This window comes from Hyalangium versicolor (assembly GCF_020103695.1).
In the GTDB taxonomy this organism is placed as follows: domain Bacteria; phylum Myxococcota; class Myxococcia; order Myxococcales; family Myxococcaceae; genus Hyalangium; species Hyalangium versicolor.
This window is the reverse complement of sequence record NZ_JAHXBF010000008.1, coordinates 392669-411839: the sequence shown is the minus strand read 5'-3', so window position 1 is coordinate 411839 and position 19171 is coordinate 392669. Positions and strand designations below refer to the sequence as shown.

Genomic DNA, 19171 nt, shown 5'->3' with positions numbered 1-19171 from the left:
CGGGAGGTTTATGCGCATCATCGGAATCGATCTGGGCACCACCCACTGCGCGGTCGCATCCATCGACCCCGCGCGGGGTCCGAGTGCCCCCATCGAGGACTTTCCCATCCCCCAGCTCGTCCGGCAGGGGGAGGTGGCTCCACGCTCGCTGCTGCCCTCGTGCATCTATGTCCCCGCGGGCCACGAGCTGGCCGGCGAATCGCTGAAGCTCCCCTGGGGCGATGCGGGCCCCAACGTGGTGGGCGAATTCGCCCGGTGGCAGGGCGCGCGAGTTCCCGGCCGTCTCGTCGCCTCCGCGAAGAGCTGGCTGTGCCATCCGGGAGTCGATCGCTCTGCTCCCATCCTTCCGTGGGGCGCTCCCGCGGATGTGGCCAAGGTCTCCCCTGTCGAGGCCAGCGCCCTGTTGCTCTCGCATATGGCTCGAGCGTGGGACTTCGCTCACCCGGAGGCCCCTCTCGCCCAGCAGGAGGTCGTCATCACTGTCCCCGCCTCCTTTGATGAGGCGGCACGCGCCCTCACCGTGAGCGCGGCGCGCAAGGCGGGCCTGGAGAAGTTCACCCTTGTCGAGGAACCCCAGGCGGCCTTCTACGACTACACCGCGCGCCACCGCACGGACCTCGCCAAGGTGCTGGCCAACGTGCGGCTGGTGCTCGTGGTGGACGTGGGCGGCGGCACCACGGACTTCACCCTCGTCCACGCGGGCGTCTCGCCGGAAGGCCCCATGCTGCGGCGGCTCGCAGTGGGCGAGCACCTCATGCTCGGTGGCGACAACATGGACGCCGCCCTCGCCCGCCGGGTCGAGGAGAAGCTCTTCTCCGATGGCCGCCGCCTGTCCGCTACCCAGTGGACCCAGGCCATCCAGGCCGCCCGCACCGCGAAGGAGGCCCTGCTCGGTCCCAACCCTCCGGAGCGCTACGGCATTTCTCTCGTATCCGAGGGCAGCCGACTCCTTGGCGGCGCGCTGTCCACAGAGCTGACGCGCGCAGAGGCCGAAGGACTGGTGCTTGACGGCTTCTTCCCCACTTCCGGCCCGGCGGACAGGCCTCGTCGCGCGGCGCGCATGGCCCTCCAGGAGCTGGGCCTGCCCTATGCCCAGGATGCAGCGGTGACTCGCCACCTGGCCGCCTTCCTCGGACAGCACGCGGCAGCCGGCTTCGCGGCGCTCGGGGAGACTCCCCCCTCCGAGGGCGCCCTCCCCCGCCCCGACGCCATCCTCCTCAATGGAGGCGTCTTCAACTCGCCCCGCATCTCCGAGCGGCTGGTGGACGCGATCTCCGCGTGGTGGCCGGGCACGCCGCGCATCCCCCTGCTGCGCCATGACTCGCTCGAGAAGGCCGTGGCTCGCGGGGCCGCCTACTACGGACTGGTCCGGCGCGGGCACGGCCTGCGCATCGGCGGCGGCGCGGCACGCGCCTACTACGTGGGCCTGGAGCGCCCCGCGGACAGCGGCGATCAGCCTGTCCTCTGCCTCATCCCCCGCGGCTTCGAGGAGGGCCAATCGGTAGACCTGGGCGAACGCCCCTTCACCCTCACGCTCGGGCGCCCGGTGCAGTTCACCCTGTACTCGACCACGAGCGACCGCATCGACAAGCCGGGAGACATCGTCCCGCTCGCCGAGGACCTCAAGCCGCTGCCCCCCATCCACACGCTCCTCAAGGGAGCATCGGGGAAGACGGCGGAAGTCCCCGTGCACCTCCACGCCGCGCTCACGGAGATCGGCACCCTGGAGCTGTTCTGCGTCTCCAACGTCGCGGACGAGCGCTGGCGCCTCGAGTTCGAACTCCGCGGCTCGGGCTCGGGCCAGGACATCACCGTCACCGAGTCCATGCCCGCGCGCTTCGCCGAAGCGAAGGAGAACGTCGAGCGCGTCTACGGCAACAAGCCGCTGCCCATCGGCCCCAAGGACGTGAAGCAGCTGTCGAAGACGCTCGAAAAGGTGCTCGGCCCGCGCGAGACGTGGCGCGTGCCCGTGCTGCGCGAGCTGTGGAGCTCCCTGTTCGCGGGTGCCAGCAAGCGCCGCCGCTCGCCGGATCATGAGCGCGTCTTCTACAGCCTCGCCGGCTACACGCTCCGCCCCGGTTTCGGCTACCCGCTGGATCACTGGCGCGCGGAGCAGACGTTCGGTCTCTTCGATCAACTCGTGCAGTTCCACACGGACAAGGCGGTGTGGATCGAGTTCTGGGTCATGTGGCGGCGCATCTCCGGCGGCCTCACCGAAGCGCAGCAGGCCAAGCTCTGGACCTATCTCGAGCCCCATCTGGCCCGCCGCGTTCCTCCGGATGCCCCGCCCGCCGGCAAGCTCAAGGGCATCCAACCCGAGGGCCTGGAGGAGATGGTGCGCGCGGCCGCCTCGCTGGAGCACCTGCCCGCCGCCGAGAAGGCGAAGCTGGGCGGCTGGGTGGCCTCCCGGCTCCGCGCCGAGGCGAAGTCCGGTGGGCCCTGGGCCTGGTCGCTCGGCCGGCTCGGCGCTCGTGTTCCCCTCTATGGCAGCAGCCACAAGGTCGTCGACATCGCCACCGCTGAGGCCTGGCTCACGCTGTTGCTGGAGCTGGACCTGCGCAAGATCGACGGAGCGCCCTTCGCGGCGGCTCAGCTCGCACGGCTCACCGGCGACCGGACGCGCGACATCGATCCCGCGATCAGGGCTCGCACGGCCCAGGCGCTCGTCGCGGCGAAGGCCGCCGAAACCTGGGTGCGCATGGTGAACGAAGTGCTCGCGCTGGAAGCCGCCGATGAGGCCCGCGCACTCGGAGACACGCTCCCGGCAGGCCTCCGGCTCTCGATGTGAACACCCCGGCGGCTCCGCGCCGCAGGGGGTGCCCTCTCGGGTAGATCCCTCCCCGCAGGGGAGAGCGAACTCTCACCTCAGAGGGAATCCGGGCTCGTGAGCGCTCAGCCCTCGGTGGGGGCGGGAGCGGGCTCGGCCTTCGGCTCTTCCTCGGCCACAGCTTCGGCGAGCGCATCATCCGCCAGCGCGGCATCGGCGACGGCGGACTCCGGAAGCTCGGCCTCGGCAGCCATGACCTGGAGCGCGGCAGCCGTCTCCTCAGTCGCGGAAGCGGGAGCCTCGGCGGACTCGACAGCCTCCGCCGTGGCCTCGGCGGCCTTGCCCTTGGGCTTCTTCGTCCCGGCGCCCGAGCGGCACGTCCGGCACCATGGCTGGTTCCGAATGGCTCCATCCGCCATCTTGCGCAGACCGAACTGCGCCAGCGGCTTGAGCGTGCGGCACTTCAGGCACATCAGCGAGATGAGCACCTCGTGCCCGTCCGCATCATAGACCGCCGACTTGCGCTTCTTGCGCGGCTGACCCGGCTCGCGCGCCTTGACCTTCTCAGGCGCTGGAGGCGCCATCATCGGGGTCACCTTGTAAAGCATGTCCATCCCTCCCGAACGACCTGACCGTGCCCTGGTCTCCCAGGCTCGGACAGAACCCTCCGACCGAGCACGGCATGCCCTAGAGTAAGAAGGAAATCGGGTTTTGGAAACTGCTCCCAGGCCGAAAAATCGGCCCCTGGGGCGATTCCACTGAGATCTCGCCGACTTGCGGGCGTCCCCCTCCCCGCGCCCTCCAGGGGCCCTACCTCCCAGGGAGTGCTGTCCTCAGGGGGTTGGGGCCGGGGGGCACTCGCCCGCACTGTCCACGTAGACGATACGTCCCAGGGAGGGGGCGGTGAGCGACGCCTTGCGGCCCTGCCAGTATGCAATCAGCTCATCCCGGAAGGTCCCCGGACGGCTCAGACCGAGATCAATGCGGCCGGGGGGGAGTTTGTCGAGGGCCGGGGCCAGCCCATCCCCACCCCGTGCCAGGAAGTCCGGCATGGCCAGGCGGTAGAGCTTTGCAGGCTCCAACGGCCGGCCATTGGCCAGCGTGACGCCCTGGAAGCGCTCCGGCCCGGGGCACCGGGCGAGCGTCACCTTGACCCCCGAAACCAGGAAGATGCCCTTCTTCGCGCCGTAGGCCGTCTGGAGCAGACGCTTCAGCTCCTCGCCCGACAGGGTGACAATGGCCACGGTGTTGTCGAAGGGAAGCACCTCGTAGACATCGCCAAAGGTGAGCGGACCCGCGTCAATGTCCGCGCGCAGCCCTCCCGGGTTCACCAGCGCCGCGTCCGCGCGAGCCGCCTCCCGCAGCGAGTCCGCGATGAAGTCCCCGAGCACGCTCTCGTTCGCGTAGTCGCGCTTGAGGGCCACCGGAACGGAGACGCCCAGCTCGCGGTGCTGCTCCTGCTCCACTCGAGCGAGCGCCGGGGCGATGAGCGTCTGGATGTCGGCGTCCGGAACCACCGGGGCACCGAGGAAGGTCGCGGGCACGAGCCGCACCTCCGCCTGGTCCTTCAGCTTGCGAGCGTCACACGTGCCACTGGTCGCATCCACCTGGGCGCAGACGGGAATGCCCGCGTGGATGAGGGTGCGATCGGGCAACACCTTGTGGCTCGTCGGATCCACGAAGATCTCGATGTAACCGAACGAGCGCCCCAGTCCGTAGGTCTCGATGACGGGCACGTCGTGGAGGAAGTGGCCCATGGCCTGGTGGGTGTGCCCGGCAATCACCGCGTCCAGCGTGCCCGGGGGCAACGCGTCCAGGGCGGAGTAGATCTCCCCATCCTTCATGTCACAGCTGGACAGGTCCCTCGGGTTCGCCAGGTTCGGGCACCTGCCGCCCGCGTGCATCACGCCGAGGACGATCTCTGCACCCCGCTCGCGCAGGCTCTTCGCGGCCTCGATGGCGGCGGGAGCCAGCGGCTCGAAGCGCAGGGAGGCGACGTTGGTGGGGTTGGTGGTCGTCGGCGTGGACGGAGTGGAGAGCCCGACGATGCCCACCTGCACGCCGTGGACGGCGACGAGGAGCGTGCCGTCATTGCCGAGCCACGCCGGACGCTGGCCACTGGCAGCCTCGCGGATGTTGGCGGACAGGATGGGGAAGCGGGCCTGTTGGATACGGGCCTTGAGCGCGCCCAGTGGATCATCTCCGGGCTTCGCGGGCACCGGGGAGGGGCCCACAGGGCCATAGTCGAACTCGTGGTTGCCCACGGCCGCGGCCGTGACTCCGAGCCGGTTGTACACGTCGACCACAACGGCGCCCTCGGAGAGATTGGACGCAAGCGTTCCCTGGAAGAGGTCTCCACCGTCGAGCCACAGCACGCCGTTCGGGTTGTCGGCACGCAGCCGGGCGACATAGCCCGCGAGGGTGGCAGCGCCCCCCTCCTGAACCTCCACCCCGTTCTTGAGCGAGGTGCGCAGGGGCGCGATCCAACCATGCAGATCATTGGTGCCGACAATCGTGAGCCGGATGGGCTCGGCGGGAGCGGCGGCCACCGGCGGAGCGCTCGAGGCAGTGGAGGATTCCGCGGGCTGCGGAGCGCTGCGGCACGCGGTGGCCGCGAGGGCCACCAGCACGAGGGCGAGTCGGAGTCGGAGCATGAGGGCGGGCACTTCAGCGCGGAGCCCGCCTGGAGGCAACCGGCTTCAGCTCCGGCGCCGCCGGCTCAGCAGCATGAAGCCCACCATCACGAAGAGGAGGGCGCCAGGCACCGAGGCCGTGGAGCAGCCACACCCGCTGTCATCGGGCGTGTACGTCGTCCCCGGGCCCCCAGGCCCGCTGGGCTGGCCTCCATCCTTCCCTCCATCGGTGGTTCCCCCGTCAGAGGTGCCACCATCGGAGGTTCCACCGTCCGCGCCTGCATCCGTCGAAGACTGGAGCGGAGGGGAGAACGCATTGGCCACGGAGGTCCAGGAGACGAGCTTGTCATTCTGGATGGGATCGTTGATCGCGTCATGCACGGCCACGAGCCCGGCGGGGAAACTCGGCCCCAGCGCCCTGGAGGTGGCCTCCACCGTGGTCGGGCCCGTCACGGCGTCGATGCCGCCATCCTGGACGACGGTGAAGGCCCCCACGGTCCGATGGGGCGGCTGGCGCTCGTAGACGACGACCTGGTCCCCACCCGCGCTCGCGGCCAGGAGGTAGCCCTTGTTGCCGGGGAGCGGATAGAGCCCCAGCCCTCCGAGCGGTGTCGTGAGCGGATCCGTGGCGGTCGCGACGCTGGTGCGAGCAGTGCCCGCATCGGGCTCGGCGGAGTAGCGCCAGATGCCCGCGTTCTGCTCGGCGACGAAGAGGTAGCCCTGCGCATCGTCCGCGACAGCACCCGCGACGGGCCCTCCGACGGGGAAGTTTCGCACGGGGAAGGACTGGACTCCGCCGTCCACGGGACGCAGTTCGAGTTGCTGCATGCTGCCCGCGGAGTCGGCCGTGAAGGCGTAGAGCGTGCCAGTCGCCGCGCTCCGGTACAGCGTCACCGTCCGCGGGGAGAAGTTCTGGACGGTCAGTGTCCCTGTGTCCACGCGGCGCAGTTGGAGCGTGACCGGATCCACGATGTAAGCGGTCAGGGCCTGGAGGGAGCCATTGACCGCCACGACGAGAGGCGCGGAGCCACCGAGCACGGAGAAGCTGTCACGCACGTCCACGCCGTAGGCCACGCCGTCCGACAACAGGGCCTGATTCTCGCTCCCATCCAACCGGAAGGAGATGAGTCCGACGACGGAGTCCGCCACGACGACCAGGCCCTGGCCTCCATCGATCGGGCCCCCATCGATCGCCCCTCCATCGAGCAGGGTGTTGGGGTTGACCCAAAGGGCGACGTCCTGGGAGGAACTGCCTCCCCGAGCCACAGTTCGGGTCTCGACGAGAGGCTGGACAGCAACGGGCTGGGCCGCGGCGGGCAACCCGGCCATGACCGCGAACAGAAAGAGAGGAATGTGTACGCGCATGAGGGCCTCCAGGGGTCGACCCTACGTAGCCACCCCTACCGAGGGGCGCAAGGAATCGTCGACACCAAGGGTTGGCGCAAGGCAGAGCGTCGGGTACAACCGCGCGCCTTTCGTCCAGGGAACACCATGAACACCTCACGCTCGCTCACCATCGGCCCCAGGGAACAGGACGGCAGCAGCCGCACGGCGGGGGGGTGGTAGATGCGCATCCTCGTCACGGGAGCGGATGGGTTCGCGGGGCGGCACCTGTGCGCGCTGCTGCGTGCGGCGGGTGATGAGGTGGTGGAGGCACACGGGCCCCGCGCCGAGGGCGTGAACAGCGATGCGTTGAACTTCGACATCGCGGACGAGGCGGCGGTGCGTGCGGCGGTGGAGAGGGCTCGCCCGGAGGGGGTCATCCACCTTGCGGGGTTCGCCTCGGTGGCGCGCAGCCATGGCAACCCGGCTCGAGTCTTCGCGGTGAACGCGCTGGGGACGGTGAACCTGCTGACGGCGGTGCGCGAGAGTGCCTCGGAGGCCCGCGTGCTGCTGATCAGCTCGGGAGAGGTATACGGCCCGATGCCCGAGGGGATGCGCGCCACGGAGGCCGAGCCGCTCTTCCCGCTGAATCCGTATGCCACCTCGAAGATGGCGGCGGAGATGGCGGGCCTGCAGTTCCACCGGAATTATGGGCTCTCGGTGGTGGTGGCGCGGCCCTTCAACCATGTGGGAGCGGGGCAGGATCCGACCTTCGCGGTGCCCTCCTTCGCGGCGCAACTGCGAGCCATCCGGAAGGGCACGGCGGGCGCGGTGCTGCGCACGGGAAATCTGGAGGCGATCCGCGACTTCTCGCATGTCCAGGATGTGGCGGCCGCCTATCGGCTGTTGCTGACGTCCGGGGTGGCGGGGCAGGCGTACAACGTCTGCAGCGGCACGGGCCGGACCATCCGGTCGGTGCTGGAGGAGATGCTGGTGCTCTCGGGGCTGTCGGTACGCATCGAGCTGGATCCGGCGCGGCTGCGGCCCACGGACAACCCGAGTCAGGTCGGAGTGCCGGACAAGCTGCGCGCCCTGGGCTGGGAGCCGAAGCACACGGTGACGGCGGCACTGCGTGAGGTGCTCAGCCTGGGCACGAAGTGAAGCAGGAAGGCTGTCACTTCCTGCTGCCAACGGGCCCAGCCAATGCCGCCTCATACGCGGCGAGAGTCTTCTCCGCGGCGCGCTTCCAGGTGAAGGCCTCGGCCTGGCGCTTGCCCTTCTCCGCCCAGTTGCGCCGCTCCTCGGGTGAGCGCAGCAGCCGGTCGATGATCTCCGCCAACCCCTCCGCATCATCCGGCCCCACGGCAGGTGCCGCGTCTCCGCATACCTCGGGCAGTGAACTCACGTTGGAGACGATGGTGGCGGTCCCCAGCCGCATGGCCTCCAGCGGTGGCAACCCGAACCCCTCGCCTCGCGACGGGAAGACGAACACGGCCGCGCGCCGCATCAGTTCGTAGAACACGGAGGCGGACTGGTACCCCAGCGGGCGGATGTCGAAGCCCTCGGCACGCATCCGCCCCACGCGGGTCTCCACTGCTCCGGAGCCAAACCAGCTCTGCCCCGCCAGCACGAGCGACGCCGTCCGCCCTCGGGCTCGCAAGCGTTCCAAGGCGTCCAGCACAAGCCCCACGTTCTTCCGCACATCGAGCGAGCCTGCGTACAGCACGAAGTCCTTGGGCAGTGCCAGGGCTCGCACGAAGGCCTCGCCGGTCAGATCCAAGCGCTCGGCATCTACATGGTCCACGCCGTTGTGCACCACCTCCGTGCGCCCGGCGGCCTCGGGAAACCGCGCCAGCAATTCGTTCCGCGTGTGCGCACTGACGCAGAGCACCCGGTCCGCGAGCATCAAGCTGCGCGCCAGCCACAGGCGGAACTGCCACCGGAACGCCGTGGACACTGTCTCCCGCATGGTCAACGGGATGAGATCATGCACGGTGAGGACGTACGCCTTGCCGGGGAGATGCGTGAGCGGGAGGTTGAAGTTGCCGAGCGCGTGGAAGAGCCGAGCCTGAGAGCCTCTGAGGTCCCTCGGCAGGCGGGCCAGCGCATAACCTGTGCGGCCCATCCGTCCTCGCGGGTGCTCGCCCGAGACCCGAGCGCCGAAGCGCTCCAGGTGGACACCCTCCCCTTCCAGAGCCGAGGCCAGACAGCGGGTATACAGGCCAATCCCCGTGGTGGGCTCGTCCCAGAGGGTCGCGTCGAAAGCGATGGGGCCGATGGACACGGGGCGCCTCATACCACGGGCGTCAGGCCCCTGCTGGGCGCGTAGCTGCACCGCTCGGATGGAGTGCACTGGAGCGCCAACGCTCAATCAAGCGCTGGCGCACGGCGGGTGAGATCTCGGCGCCATAGGTGCGGTCGAGCAGCCGCAATTTCCACTCGGCGGAACCCGGTTGTAGACCTTCTGCCCCCAGTGAGACCGCCATGAGCGCCCGAGCGGCAGCAAACATGTCTGCTGCCATCCTGAGACGCTCCTCTCCCGAGCGTTTCGAAAGCAAGGTGCGGACGAGTGCCTCCGCACGTGGGAGCGTATCGTTCATCGCTTCGCCCTCTCCAGCAAAGGCTCAATCCCCAGTTCCCGAGCCCAATGGTCCAGGTATGCCTGTGCCAGGCTGCTTCCCACCAACAAGAGAACTTTGAGGTAGTCGTCCACGACCGCAGCATAGCGGTCATGCCCCCACACGGGGCGCCTCATACCACGGGCGTGTGATAGGCAGGGCACCCCATGGCGGTCCATCAGTTGATTCCCAGCTTCGTCGCGGGTGACGCCTCCGGACAGGCCGCACTGCACCTGCAGCTCCTCCTGCGCCGCATGGGCCACTTCGGCGAACTCTACGCCGGCGAGGTCGGTTCTGGCCTGGAGTCCCTGGCCCACCCCGTCTCCGCGCTGCGACCAGCTCCCGAAGATCTGGTCCTCTACCACCACGGTATCGCCTCGCCCCTGAGCAGCCACCTGATGCACCTGCCCTGCCGCCGAGGGCTCGTCTTCCACAACATCAGCCCCGCGCGCTTCTACGCGGGCACCCCGTTGGCCGAAGCGCTCGTCTCCGGACGGGCCCAACTCGCCGCCATGGCCCCCTTCGTGGAGGTGGCTCTCGGCGTCTCGGACTTCAACTCCGCCGAGCTTCGCGCCGCCGGCTACCGCAACGTCCACACCGTCCCTCTCTTCATCGAACCGGAGCGCTTCGCCCAGTCTCACGCCGACCCGACCCTGCTCCGGCGTCTGGAGGGCGGCGCTCCCACGGTCCTCAGCGTCAGCCGGGTGGCGCCCCACAAGCGCTTCGAGGATCTCCTCCTGCTCCATGCGGAGCTCTTGAGAATCCGCCCCGAGGCCCGCCTCCTGCTGGTCGGTGGCTATGAGGCCGGCAGCCGCTACTTCAAGTCCCTCCAGCGCACCGCCAAAGCGCTGCCAGGGGTGCACTTCCTCGGGCGGCTCAACCACGCGGAGCTGGTGGCCGCCTACCGCTCCGCCGACGTCTTCGTCTCCATGAGCGAACACGAGGGCTTCGGAGTCCCGCTCATCGAGGCCATGGCCGCCGAGGTGCCGGTGCTCGCCTTCGCCGCCGCCGCCGTGCCGGAGACACTCGGAGGCGCGGGCATCGCATTCGACCAGAAGCACTTCTCCTTCCTCGCCGAGCTCGTGGTCGAGATCAGCGAGGACCGGGATCTGCGCCAACGGATCCTCCAGGGCCAGGCCCGGCGCCTCGCCCACTTCTCCGCGGAGAACACCCAGCGCGCCCTGGCGAAGGCCCTCGGAGAGAGGTCATCGCCTCGTCCCAAGCCTCCCCCATCCAGGCGAAAGCCCCGGCGCCCGCGCGTGGGAATCGTGGTGCAGCGCTACGGCCAGGTGACCGGAGGCGCCGAGCGCCATGCCCAGCAGCTCGCCGAGCACCTGTCGCCCCACTTCGAACTCACCGTGCTCACCACCTGCGCGAAGAACCACCTCTCCTGGGAGAACGTCTTCCCTCCAGGGCTGGACCGCCAGGACGATCTGCCCGTGCTGCGCTTCCCGGTGAGACGCACGCGCAACATCCGGCCCTTCAACGCCCTGTCGAACTCCGTGTTCAACCGCAGCCTCGAGCGGATGCGCGAGGAGCACTGGGTCGCCGAGCAGGGCCCGCTGAGCCCAGGGCTTCTCGCGCACCTCGAGACAGCTCGCGACACCTACGACGGCTTCATCTTCTTCACGTACCTCTACGCGCCCACCGTGTGGGGACTCCCCATGGTCGCGGACCGGGCGCTGCTCGTCCCCACCGCGCATGACGAACCGCCCATCCGCTTCGGCGTCTACGCGGACGTCTTCGAGCGGCCCCGCGCGCTCATGTGCAACACCCCCGAGGAGATCTCCCTCATCCAGCGCTACTACCCGAACCACGCGCGCACCCGGGTCGTCGGCGTGGGTGTGGACAGGCCCCCCGCCTCGCCCGAGCGCTTCCGCGAGAAGCACAGCATCCACCACCCCTACCTGCTCTACGTCGGCCGCCTGGAGCCGGGAAAGGGCATCCCCGAACTGCTCTCCCACCACCGGGTGCTGAGACAGCGATACGCGGATGCGCCGGAGCTCGTCCTCGCGGGAGAAGCCCACATGGACCTCAGGGGCGATGGCATCCGCTACGTGGGCCGCATCGACGAGCAGGACAAGCACGACGCCCTGGCCGGTGCACTCGCCGTGGTGGTGCCCTCGCGCTTCGAGAGCCTGTCGCTGCTCACGCTGGAGGCCTTCGCCCAATCCACGCCCGTGCTCGTCAATGGACACTCGGACGTGCTGGTAGGTCAGATCGAGCGCAGCGGCGCCGGCCGGGCGTACAAGGATCTCGACTCGTTCATCACCGGCCTGCAAGAGGTGGGCACCGAGCGAGCCGCTCTGGGCAGGAAGGGTCTTGCCTACGCGAAGCGTTACTCATGGCCGAAGGTCGTGGCTGCCTATCAGCAGGAGATGGATCGCATCCTCCAGGAGAAGCGCCGATGAAGCTGTTGGGACGAGACATCCCCGCGCGCGCGTTGCTCGCCCGCATCGAGGAGCGCCTGCGCGTGCGCGGCCTCCCCACCTCCGAGGCCGCCGAGGTTCCCCAGGAAGGCGTCGAGCCCCGGGTGGATCCGCTGTCCTTCAACCTCCAGGCACTCGAGGAGCACAGCGACCCGACCCGGCCGATGCCGCTGCACACGCACCGCGGCGGCGTGGGCCAGCTCGTCGTGGTGGCCAAATGGGCCTTCCGCAAGACGTGTCAGGTGCTCATCAACGAGACGCTCTCCCGCCAGCGCGTCTTCAACGGGCATGTGCGGGACTCCTACGCCCAGCTCTCCGCCGAGGTCATCCGCCTGCGCCGCGAAGTGGAGGAACTCAGGGCCGCGCAGTCGCCCGCCACCCCTCCACCCGAGCCTCCCGTGGTCCCCGTGCGCCCCCGCCGCCCGAAAAGGCTTCCATGACCGCGCCGTCGAAGCAGCCCCGGCTGCTCATCTTCGTCATCGCCTACTACGCCGAGTCCACCCTTCGCTGGGTGCTGGAGCGCATTCCCACCTCGATCTTCCAGACGTACGACTGCGAGGTGCTCGTCGTCGACGACGCCTCCAAGGATCGAACGTTCGAGATCGGCCGCGAGTACCAGGCGAACCATCCAGACATCCGGATGACCGTCCTGCGCAACGAGCACAACCAGGGCTACGGCGGAAACCAGAAGGTGGGCTACGCCTACGCCCTCTCCGAGGGCTTCGACTTCGTCGCCATGGTGCACGGCGACGGCCAGTACGCCCCCGAGGAACTGCCGCGCCTCATGGAGCCTCTCCACTCCGGCCAGGCGGACGCCGTCTTCGGCAGCCGGATGATGAGCCGCTTCGGAGCGCTCAAGGGCGGCATGCCGCTCTACAAGTACGTGGGGAACAAGATCCTCACCACCGTGCAGAACGCGCTGCTGGGCACACGCCTGTCCGAGTTTCACAGCGGCTACCGCATCTACGCGGTGGAGGCGCTGCGGCGCATCCCCTTCCACCTCAACTCCAACGACTTCCACTTCGACACCGAGATCATCCTCCAGTTGCTCAACTCGGGCGGACGCATCCAGGAGCTGCCCATCCCCACCTACTACGGAGACGAGATCTCCCGGGTGAACGGGATGAAGTACGCCAAGGACGTGGTGCTGGCCACGGCGCGCAACGTGCTCCACCGCGCCGGAGTGCTCTACCAGCGCCGCTACGATCCGATCAGCCACGGCAACCAGCACTATGATCTCAAGCTCGGCTACGCGAGCAGCCACTCGTGGGCCCTGGACGCAGTGCCCGCCGGAGCCCGGGTGCTGGACATTGGCGCCGGCCCGGGAGGCATCGCGCGCGAGCTCGCCAACAAGGGCTGCACCACGGCCGTGGTGGACCAGCACCCGCCTACCGAAACGGATCCGCGCATCCAGGTCTTCGTCCAGAACCTGGACGAGCCCCTGCGCTTCAACGTGCGCGACTATGACCACCTGCTCCTGCTGGATGTCATCGAGCACCTCAAGGATCCCGAGCGCTTCCTCGGGGAGCTGCGCCAGCAGTTCGACTACACGCCTCGGAAGCTGGTGCTGACCACGCCCAATGTGGCCTTCGTCGTCCAGCGCCTCATGCTCCTGGCCGGGCAGTTCAACTACGGCAAGGCCGGCATCCTCGACAGGACCCACACCCGCCTGTTCACCTTCCGCAGCCTGCGCCACCTGCTGCGCGACAACGGCTTCCGCATCAAGGAAATCCGCGGCGTGCCCGCGCCCTTCCCGAAGGTGCTCGGCAACGGCGTACTGGGCCAGGCGGCGCTCGGGGCAAACCTCGCCCTCATCCGCCTGAGCAAGACGCTCTTCTCGTACCAGATCTACGTCGAGGCCGAGACCACACCCGATGTGAGCTTCGTCCTCGAGGACTCGAAGGAAAAAGGCGCCCTGCGGGCCCAGCAACTGAGCAAGGCCCAGCCCAAGAAGCGCTCCAAGGCCAAACCGCGCCGCACGGCCTGAGCCCGAGGCCTCACACCCGCGAAGCAGGCTCCTCGGCGGGAGTCCGGGCCGCCACCGCGATGCACAGCGCGCCCAGCACGAAGTAGTAGTAGTTGGTGAAGGCCTGCTTGTTGAGCGCGAAGAACACGCAGTAGACGAACGCCACGGAAGCAGCGAACCCCGCGGGCGTCCGGGGCGCGCGCCAGAGGGCCAGGGCGATGGCCACTCCGGTCCCGGCGAAGGCAATCCACACCGGCGGCTGCGGGTGCCCCTTCGACACCCACCAGGAGAGATAACTCAGCGCGTCAGTCCTGAAGGGCTGGTGGAACTGGAGCTCCGCCACGCTCCACAGGAACGCCTTGGGGTTGAGGGCGATGAGCGGCAGGCTCACCACCACCGCGGTAACGCCCGCACGCCAGAGCCAGTCCCAGAGCTGGCGCCCTCGCAGCGGCGTGAGCAGCGGGATCAACGGCAGGATGAAGACCGTGTACTGCTTCACGGCCACCAGCAGCCCCAGCACATAAGGCAGCGCCCGAGGGTACCGGCACGCGCAGAACACGGTGGCGGCCAGCAGGCCGATGAGCAGGGGTTCGGTCCATGCCATCTCGAGCACGAACAGCGCGCGCGGCGTCAGCAGCAGCAAGGCCGCCGCCCCCGCCGCCAGCCTCCCGCCCCGCGCATAGGCCATGAATCCGGCCGCCAGGGTGATCGCCACCAGCTGGGCGTAGCGCGGATCGCCTCCGAGCACCTTGCCCAGCACCGAGAAGTAGAGGCTCAGCGGCGGGTAGGGGAAGCCGAACATCAGCCGCCCGTTCTGCACGATCCCCTCACCGTAGAAGTGTGCGTGCCCGTAGATGTTGGGGAACGTCATCGCGTACGGGTTGTGCCCGCGCAGGAGTGCCTCCGAGCCCTGTGCCTGGAAGACGAAGACGTCGATGAAGGGCGACGGAGAAGTCCTCAGCAGCCACACTCCCACCGAGAAGCTCACCATCAACAGCAGCGGCACGAGCCACGGCCGCAAGCGGTCCGAACTGGCCAGGAGCGCCCCCACCACGAGCGCCTGCGCGGCCAGCCCCCAGTAGAACGGCGCATAGGGCCAGGGGCCGTTGAGCTGCAGGTAGAAGCCCGGGTGGTTCATGCACCACTGGTGGAGTTCCACCACCAAGCCCCCCGCCAGGAGCAGCGTCAACCCTCCCTCCACCAGTGAATCCCACCGGCCCACACGCGAGACGAGCACCCCCACCCCACACAACGCGAGCGTCATGCTCAGCCCCTCGAGGGCATCCTCCCGAAGCGTCCCATTGGAGAGCTGGAGCGTCACCCCCAGCACCGTGGCCGCCCCCAGGCAGCAGGCGGCCAGGAACCACCCATCGCTGGCAACGGCCCGGGGCTCGGGAACAACGGTGGCGGGGCTCGGGGTAGACCCTGTAGCGGAGGGAGATTCGGTAGGCACGGCGCGCCTTTGTAGCACCCTCGCCCGCCCTGCTGGCCTCCAGGGGGTGAAAGCCAGCGGAATCGTTCCCATCGTCCCATTGAGAGGGGGGGCTCGATGCCCGCTTGCTTTCCTCTCGGTGGACCGCGAAATAGGCATCTTTTGGGGGCCGTTCCCCCAGGTTGCCCCTTACACACCCCGTGATATGCGCGCTTCGACTGCCTTCTCGACAGACTCCGGCCCCTCCCTGACCCTGGGCCTGCCCGGGTTCACCTTCGAGGACCTCTACCGTCCCCGCGGGCTGCGCCAGCTCTCGGAGCGCTTCGACGCCTGGCTCACCGAGCACGAACTGGAACTCTTCCAGGCCTTCGACACCTACCGGAAGTCCGGGGGCTCGAACCTCTCCGGGCCCGCCGAGTCGGACCTGCTCATCCGCGTCTCCCGCCACGTCAGCCGCTTCCTCGGCCGCCTCTTCAACATCGAGAGCGAGATGGAGAGGCTGGCGCGCGGGCTGGCGGGCGAGCTGCCGCTGTTCGACTTCAAGCGCGACTTCATCACCCGCCGCGTCTTCAAGAAGGGCGCCGCGGACCGCCCCACCCTGGCCGAGTTCCCCTCGCTCGATGGCCGGATGCGCCTGCTGCTGCAGCTCGGCTTCCCCGAGGCCTCCGAGAAGGAGGACCTGGAGCGTCGGCTGGCCGAGTCCATCCTCACCTTGATGGACCTGGAGCGGCTCTTCTCCGGCGCCCTGCCCGCGGACCAGCAGTCTCGCGCGGAGGGGCTGCGCACCCGCTGGGCCACGCTGCGCCCCGCCCTGCTGTCCACCCCCGAGGGCCGTGACGCCTTCGGCTCCAGCCTCGTCACCCACGGAGACGATGCCGCCGAGCTTCAGTCCATTCGCGCGCTCCTCTCGCTGGCGGACCGCTGGACCTTCGCCCGCGCGCTCCACCCGGAGCTGAAGGAGCTGTTCCACGCATGGCCGACGCACCGGCTGCCCAAGCCGCTCGTGTTCGACCAGCTCGTGCAGCTGCACCGCCCGGACGCGAACCTGCCGGAGATCACCGAGGGCCCCGAGCACCACCTGCGCTACCGCGAGGGCTTCAAGCTCACGGACCGTCGCGGCACCCCGCGCGACGTGATGAACGAGGTGGACTACTGCGTCATCTGCCACGAGCGCGAGAAGGACTCGTGCTCCAAGGGCTTCAAGGCGAAGGACCCGGCCGTGGAGGGCCACTCCTTCAAGAAGAACCCGCTGGGCATTCCGCTCACCGGGTGCCCGCTGGACGAGCGCATCTCCGAGGCCCACGCCCTCAAGCGCGAGGGCAACTCGGTGGCCGCGCTGGCCATGGTGGTGCTGGACAACCCCATGTGCCCCGGCACCGGCCACCGCATCTGCAACGACTGCATGAAGGCCTGCATCTTCCAGAAGCAGGAGCCGGTGAACATCCCCCTGGCGGAGACGGCCACCCTCACGGACGTGCTGGCGCTGCCCTGGGGCTTCGAGATCTACGGTCTGCTCACCCGGTGGAACCCGCTCAACGTGCGCCGTCCGTACGCGCTGCCGTACCGGGGCCGCAACGTGCTGGTGGTGGGCCTGGGGCCCGCGGGCTACACGCTGGCGCACTACCTGCTCAACGAGGGCTTCGGCGTCACCGGCGTGGATGGCCTGAAGATCGAGTCCTTCGATGACGAGCTGTTGGGCCGCAACGGCAAGGCGCTCAAGCCCATCCGGGACTGGAGCGCCATCACCCGCGAGCTGGACGAGCGCGTGCTCGAGGGCTTCGGCGGCGTGTCCGAGTACGGCATCACCGTGCGCTGGGACAAGAACTTCCTCACGCTCATCCACCTGACGCTGGCGCGCCGGGAGAACCTGCGCATCTACGGCGGCGTGCGCTTCGGTGGCACCCTGACGATCGACGACGCGTGGAAGCTGGGCTTCGACCACATCGCCATCGCCGCGGGCGCCGGCCGTCCGACGATCATCGGGATGAAGAACAACCTCATCCGGGGCATCCGCAAGGCGAGCGACTTCCTCATGGCGCTGCAGCTCACCGGCGCCTTCAAGCGGGACTCGCTGGCCAACCTCCAGGTGCAGTTGCCGGCCATCGTCATCGGCGGCGGCCTCACCGGCATCGACACGGCCACGGAGCTGATGGCCTACTACCCGGTGCAGGTGGAGCGGACGCTGGAGCGCCACGAGCGGCTGGTGGCCGACATCGGCGAGGAGGCCGTGCTCGCCCGGCTGGACGCGGAGGAGCGCGCCACCTATCAGACGTTCCTGGAGCATGGCCGGGCCGTGCGCGCCGAGCGCGAGCGGGCCCGTGCCGAGGGCCGCAACCCCGACCTCATCAAGCTGGTGCGGAGCTGGGGAGGCGTGAGCCTCGTCTACCGCCGCAGCCTCACCGAGTCCCCCGCCTACCGCCTCAACCACGAGGAGGTGGTGAAGGCGCTCGAGGAGGGCATCCGCTTCATCGAGCGCATGAGCCCGGCGGAGGCCCTGCCGGACGCGAGCGGCGCGGTGAAGGGCATCCGCTTCGAGCGGATGGTGACGAAGGACGGCAAGCTCAAGGGCAGCGGCGAGTTCTTCGAGTTGCCCGCGCGCACCGTCTGCGTGGCGGCGGGCACCTCGCCCAACGTCACCTACGAGAAGGAGTACCCGGGCACCTTCCAGCTCGACGAGAACAAGGAGTACTTCCAGGGCTTCGAGTTGGAGGAGCGCGGAGAGTCCTTCGAGCTGAAGCCCGTGCCGGCCAACGAGGATCTGGCGGCCAAGGTGGGCTTCTTCACCTCGTACCAGAAGGAGGGGCACTTCATCTCCTTCTACGGAGACAACCACCCCACCTACGCGGGCAACGTGGTGAAGGCCATGGCCAGCGCCAAGGATGGGTATTCCGAGGTGTCGCACCTCTTCGCCCGGGAGCTGGCGGGGACGGACTTCTCGGACGAGCTGGCCCAGCGCAAGCGGGACGAGAAGCTGGCCTCGCACTTCGGCCAGTTGGATGACGCGTTCAACGCCACCGTGGTGAGCGTCAACCGGCTGACGCCGACCATCGTCGAGGTGGTGGTGAAGGCGCCCTTCGCGGCGAACCACTTCGAGCCCGGCCAGTTCTACCGCCTGCAGAACTTCGAGCGGCTGGCGACCGTGGTGGACGGCACCCGGCTGACGATGGAGGGCCTGGCCCTCACCGGCGCGTGGGTGGACAAGGAGAAGGGGCTCATGGGGACGATCGTCCTCGAGATGGGCGCCTCCTCGCGGCTGTGCGCGGCGCTCAAGCCGGGCGAGCCCGTGGTCCTCATGGGTCCCACCGGCACGCCCACGGAGATCGGCCACAACGAGACGGTGGTACTCGTGGGCGGCGGTCTGGGCAACGCGGTGCTCTTCTCCATCGCCCGTTCGCTCAAGGCGGCGGGCTGCAAGGTCGTCTACTTCGCCGGCTACCGGACCAAGACGGACAGCTTCAAGCAGGACGAGGTGGAGGCCGGCACGGATCAGATCGTCTGGTCCGTGGACGGGGGCGAGCTCATCCAGGCCCGGCGCCCACAGGACTCCGCCTTCCGAGGCAACGTCGTCCAGGCGATGGTGGCCTACGCTCAGGGCACGCTGGGCCCACAGCCCGTCATCTCGTTCAGCCAGGTGGACCGCATCATCGCCATCGGCTCGGACCGGATGATGCGCGCGGTGCAGGAGGCCCGCCACGGCGTGTTGCAGCCCTTCCTCAAGCCCGAGCACGAGGCCATCGGCTCCATCAACTCGCCGATGCAGTGCATGATGAAGGAGATCTGCGCGCAGTGCCTCCAGAAGCACGTGGACCCGCGCACGGGCAAGGAGACGTGGGTCTTCTCCTGCTTCAACCAGGACCAGAAGCTGGACCAGGTGGACTTCGTGAACCTGAACCAGCGTCTGCGCGGCAACACCGTGCTGGAGAAGGTGTCGGACGTGTTCCTCGCGCGGCTGCTCCAGAAGGTGCCCAACCTCAAACGCGTCTGATCGGGTGCCATTGATGGC

General features: G+C 68.8%; 11 protein-coding genes. 6 read left to right on the top strand and 5 right to left on the bottom strand.

The genetic code is table 11. The annotated features are described in order from the left end of the window. Positions 1-10 precede the first annotated feature (10 nt). Positions 11-2788, top strand: a complete 2778-nt coding sequence (locus tag KY501_RS19345) for an Hsp70 family protein (RefSeq protein WP_224364671.1) — start codon at positions 11-13, stop codon at positions 2786-2788. 104 nt (positions 2789-2892) lie between these two features. On the opposite strand, the gene KY501_RS19340 is transcribed toward KY501_RS19345, so the two are convergent. From KY501_RS19340 to KY501_RS19330, 3 genes are all read right to left on the bottom strand, one after another. After that, positions 2893-3375: a hypothetical protein gene (locus KY501_RS19340; RefSeq protein WP_224364670.1), complete on the bottom strand. Its 483-nt coding sequence runs from the start codon at positions 3373-3375 to the stop codon at positions 2893-2895. Between the two features lie 225 nt (positions 3376-3600). Continuing rightward, the gene (locus tag KY501_RS19335) at positions 3601-5421 is read right to left on the bottom strand and encodes a bifunctional metallophosphatase/5'-nucleotidase (RefSeq protein ID WP_224364669.1); all 1821 of its coding nucleotides are present in this window, start codon (positions 5419-5421) and stop codon (positions 3601-3603) included. A 45-nt stretch (positions 5422-5466) separates the two neighbouring features. Beyond that, entirely contained in the window at positions 5467-6765 is a 1299-nt protein-coding gene (locus tag KY501_RS19330) for a myxosortase-dependent phytase-like phosphatase (protein ID WP_224364667.1), read from the bottom strand. Positions 6766-6966: 201 nt separating this feature from the next. On the opposite strand from KY501_RS19330, the gene KY501_RS19325 reads away from it, so the two are divergent. Next, positions 6967-7884, top strand: coding sequence for a GDP-mannose 4,6-dehydratase (locus KY501_RS19325; RefSeq protein WP_224364666.1), 918 nt, complete (start codon positions 6967-6969; stop codon positions 7882-7884). 13 nt (positions 7885-7897) lie between these two features. On the opposite strand, the gene KY501_RS19320 is transcribed toward KY501_RS19325, so the two are convergent. Beyond that, positions 7898-9007, bottom strand: a complete 1110-nt coding sequence (locus tag KY501_RS19320; RefSeq protein ID WP_224364665.1) for a glycosyltransferase family 4 protein — start codon at positions 9005-9007, stop codon at positions 7898-7900. 501 nt (positions 9008-9508) lie between these two features. Between KY501_RS19320 and KY501_RS19315 the strand changes: the two genes are divergently transcribed. Genes KY501_RS19315 through KY501_RS19305 form a run of 3 tightly spaced genes read left to right on the top strand, consistent with a single transcriptional unit; the run spans position 9509 to position 13757 of the window. Then, positions 9509-11752, top strand: a complete 2244-nt coding sequence (locus KY501_RS19315) for a glycosyltransferase family 4 protein (RefSeq protein ID WP_224364663.1) — start codon at positions 9509-9511, stop codon at positions 11750-11752. Then, a complete protein-coding gene (locus tag KY501_RS19310) occupies positions 11749-12210 on the top strand; it encodes a hypothetical protein (protein ID WP_224364662.1) in 462 nt (153 codons plus the stop codon). The genes KY501_RS19315 and KY501_RS19310 overlap by 4 nt, the downstream gene beginning before the upstream one ends. Next, on the top strand, positions 12207-13757 hold the full coding sequence (locus KY501_RS19305) for a bifunctional glycosyltransferase/class I SAM-dependent methyltransferase (protein ID WP_224364661.1): 1551 nt from the start codon (positions 12207-12209) through the stop codon (positions 13755-13757). Before KY501_RS19310 ends, KY501_RS19305 begins: the two co-directional genes overlap by 4 nt. Positions 13758-13767: 10 nt before the next feature. Here the strand turns inward: KY501_RS19305 and KY501_RS19300 are convergent, their stop codons facing one another. Further along, on the bottom strand, positions 13768-15189 hold the full coding sequence (locus tag KY501_RS19300; RefSeq protein ID WP_224364660.1) for a hypothetical protein: 1422 nt from the start codon (positions 15187-15189) through the stop codon (positions 13768-13770). A gap of 184 nt (positions 15190-15373) precedes the next feature. Between KY501_RS19300 and KY501_RS19295 the strand changes: the two genes are divergently transcribed. Continuing rightward, positions 15374-19153, top strand: a complete 3780-nt coding sequence (locus KY501_RS19295) for an FAD-dependent oxidoreductase (protein ID WP_224364659.1) — start codon at positions 15374-15376, stop codon at positions 19151-19153. The last annotated feature ends 18 nt before the right edge of the window (positions 19154-19171 follow it).

Bases quoted from the DNA above. Each gene is read 5' to 3' on its own strand.
- KY501_RS19310 (WP_224364662.1), top strand. From the start codon at position 11,749: ATGAAGCTGTTGGGACGAGACATCCCCGCGCGCGCGTTGCTCGCCCGC.
- KY501_RS19325 (WP_224364666.1), top strand. From the start codon at position 6,967: ATGCGCATCCTCGTCACGGGAGCGGATGGGTTCGCGGGGCGGCACCTG.
- KY501_RS19335 (WP_224364669.1), bottom strand. From the start codon at position 5,421: ATGCTCCGACTCCGACTCGCCCTCGTGCTGGTGGCCCTCGCGGCCACC.
- KY501_RS19315 (WP_224364663.1), top strand. From the start codon at position 9,509: ATGGCGGTCCATCAGTTGATTCCCAGCTTCGTCGCGGGTGACGCCTCC.
- KY501_RS19295 (WP_224364659.1), top strand. From the start codon at position 15,374: ATGCGCGCTTCGACTGCCTTCTCGACAGACTCCGGCCCCTCCCTGACC.
- KY501_RS19330 (WP_224364667.1), bottom strand. From the start codon at position 6,765: ATGCGCGTACACATTCCTCTCTTTCTGTTCGCGGTCATGGCCGGGTTG.
- KY501_RS19345 (WP_224364671.1), top strand. From the start codon at position 11: ATGCGCATCATCGGAATCGATCTGGGCACCACCCACTGCGCGGTCGCA.
- KY501_RS19305 (WP_224364661.1), top strand. From the start codon at position 12,207: ATGACCGCGCCGTCGAAGCAGCCCCGGCTGCTCATCTTCGTCATCGCC.
- KY501_RS19340 (WP_224364670.1), bottom strand. From the start codon at position 3,375: ATGCTTTACAAGGTGACCCCGATGATGGCGCCTCCAGCGCCTGAGAAG.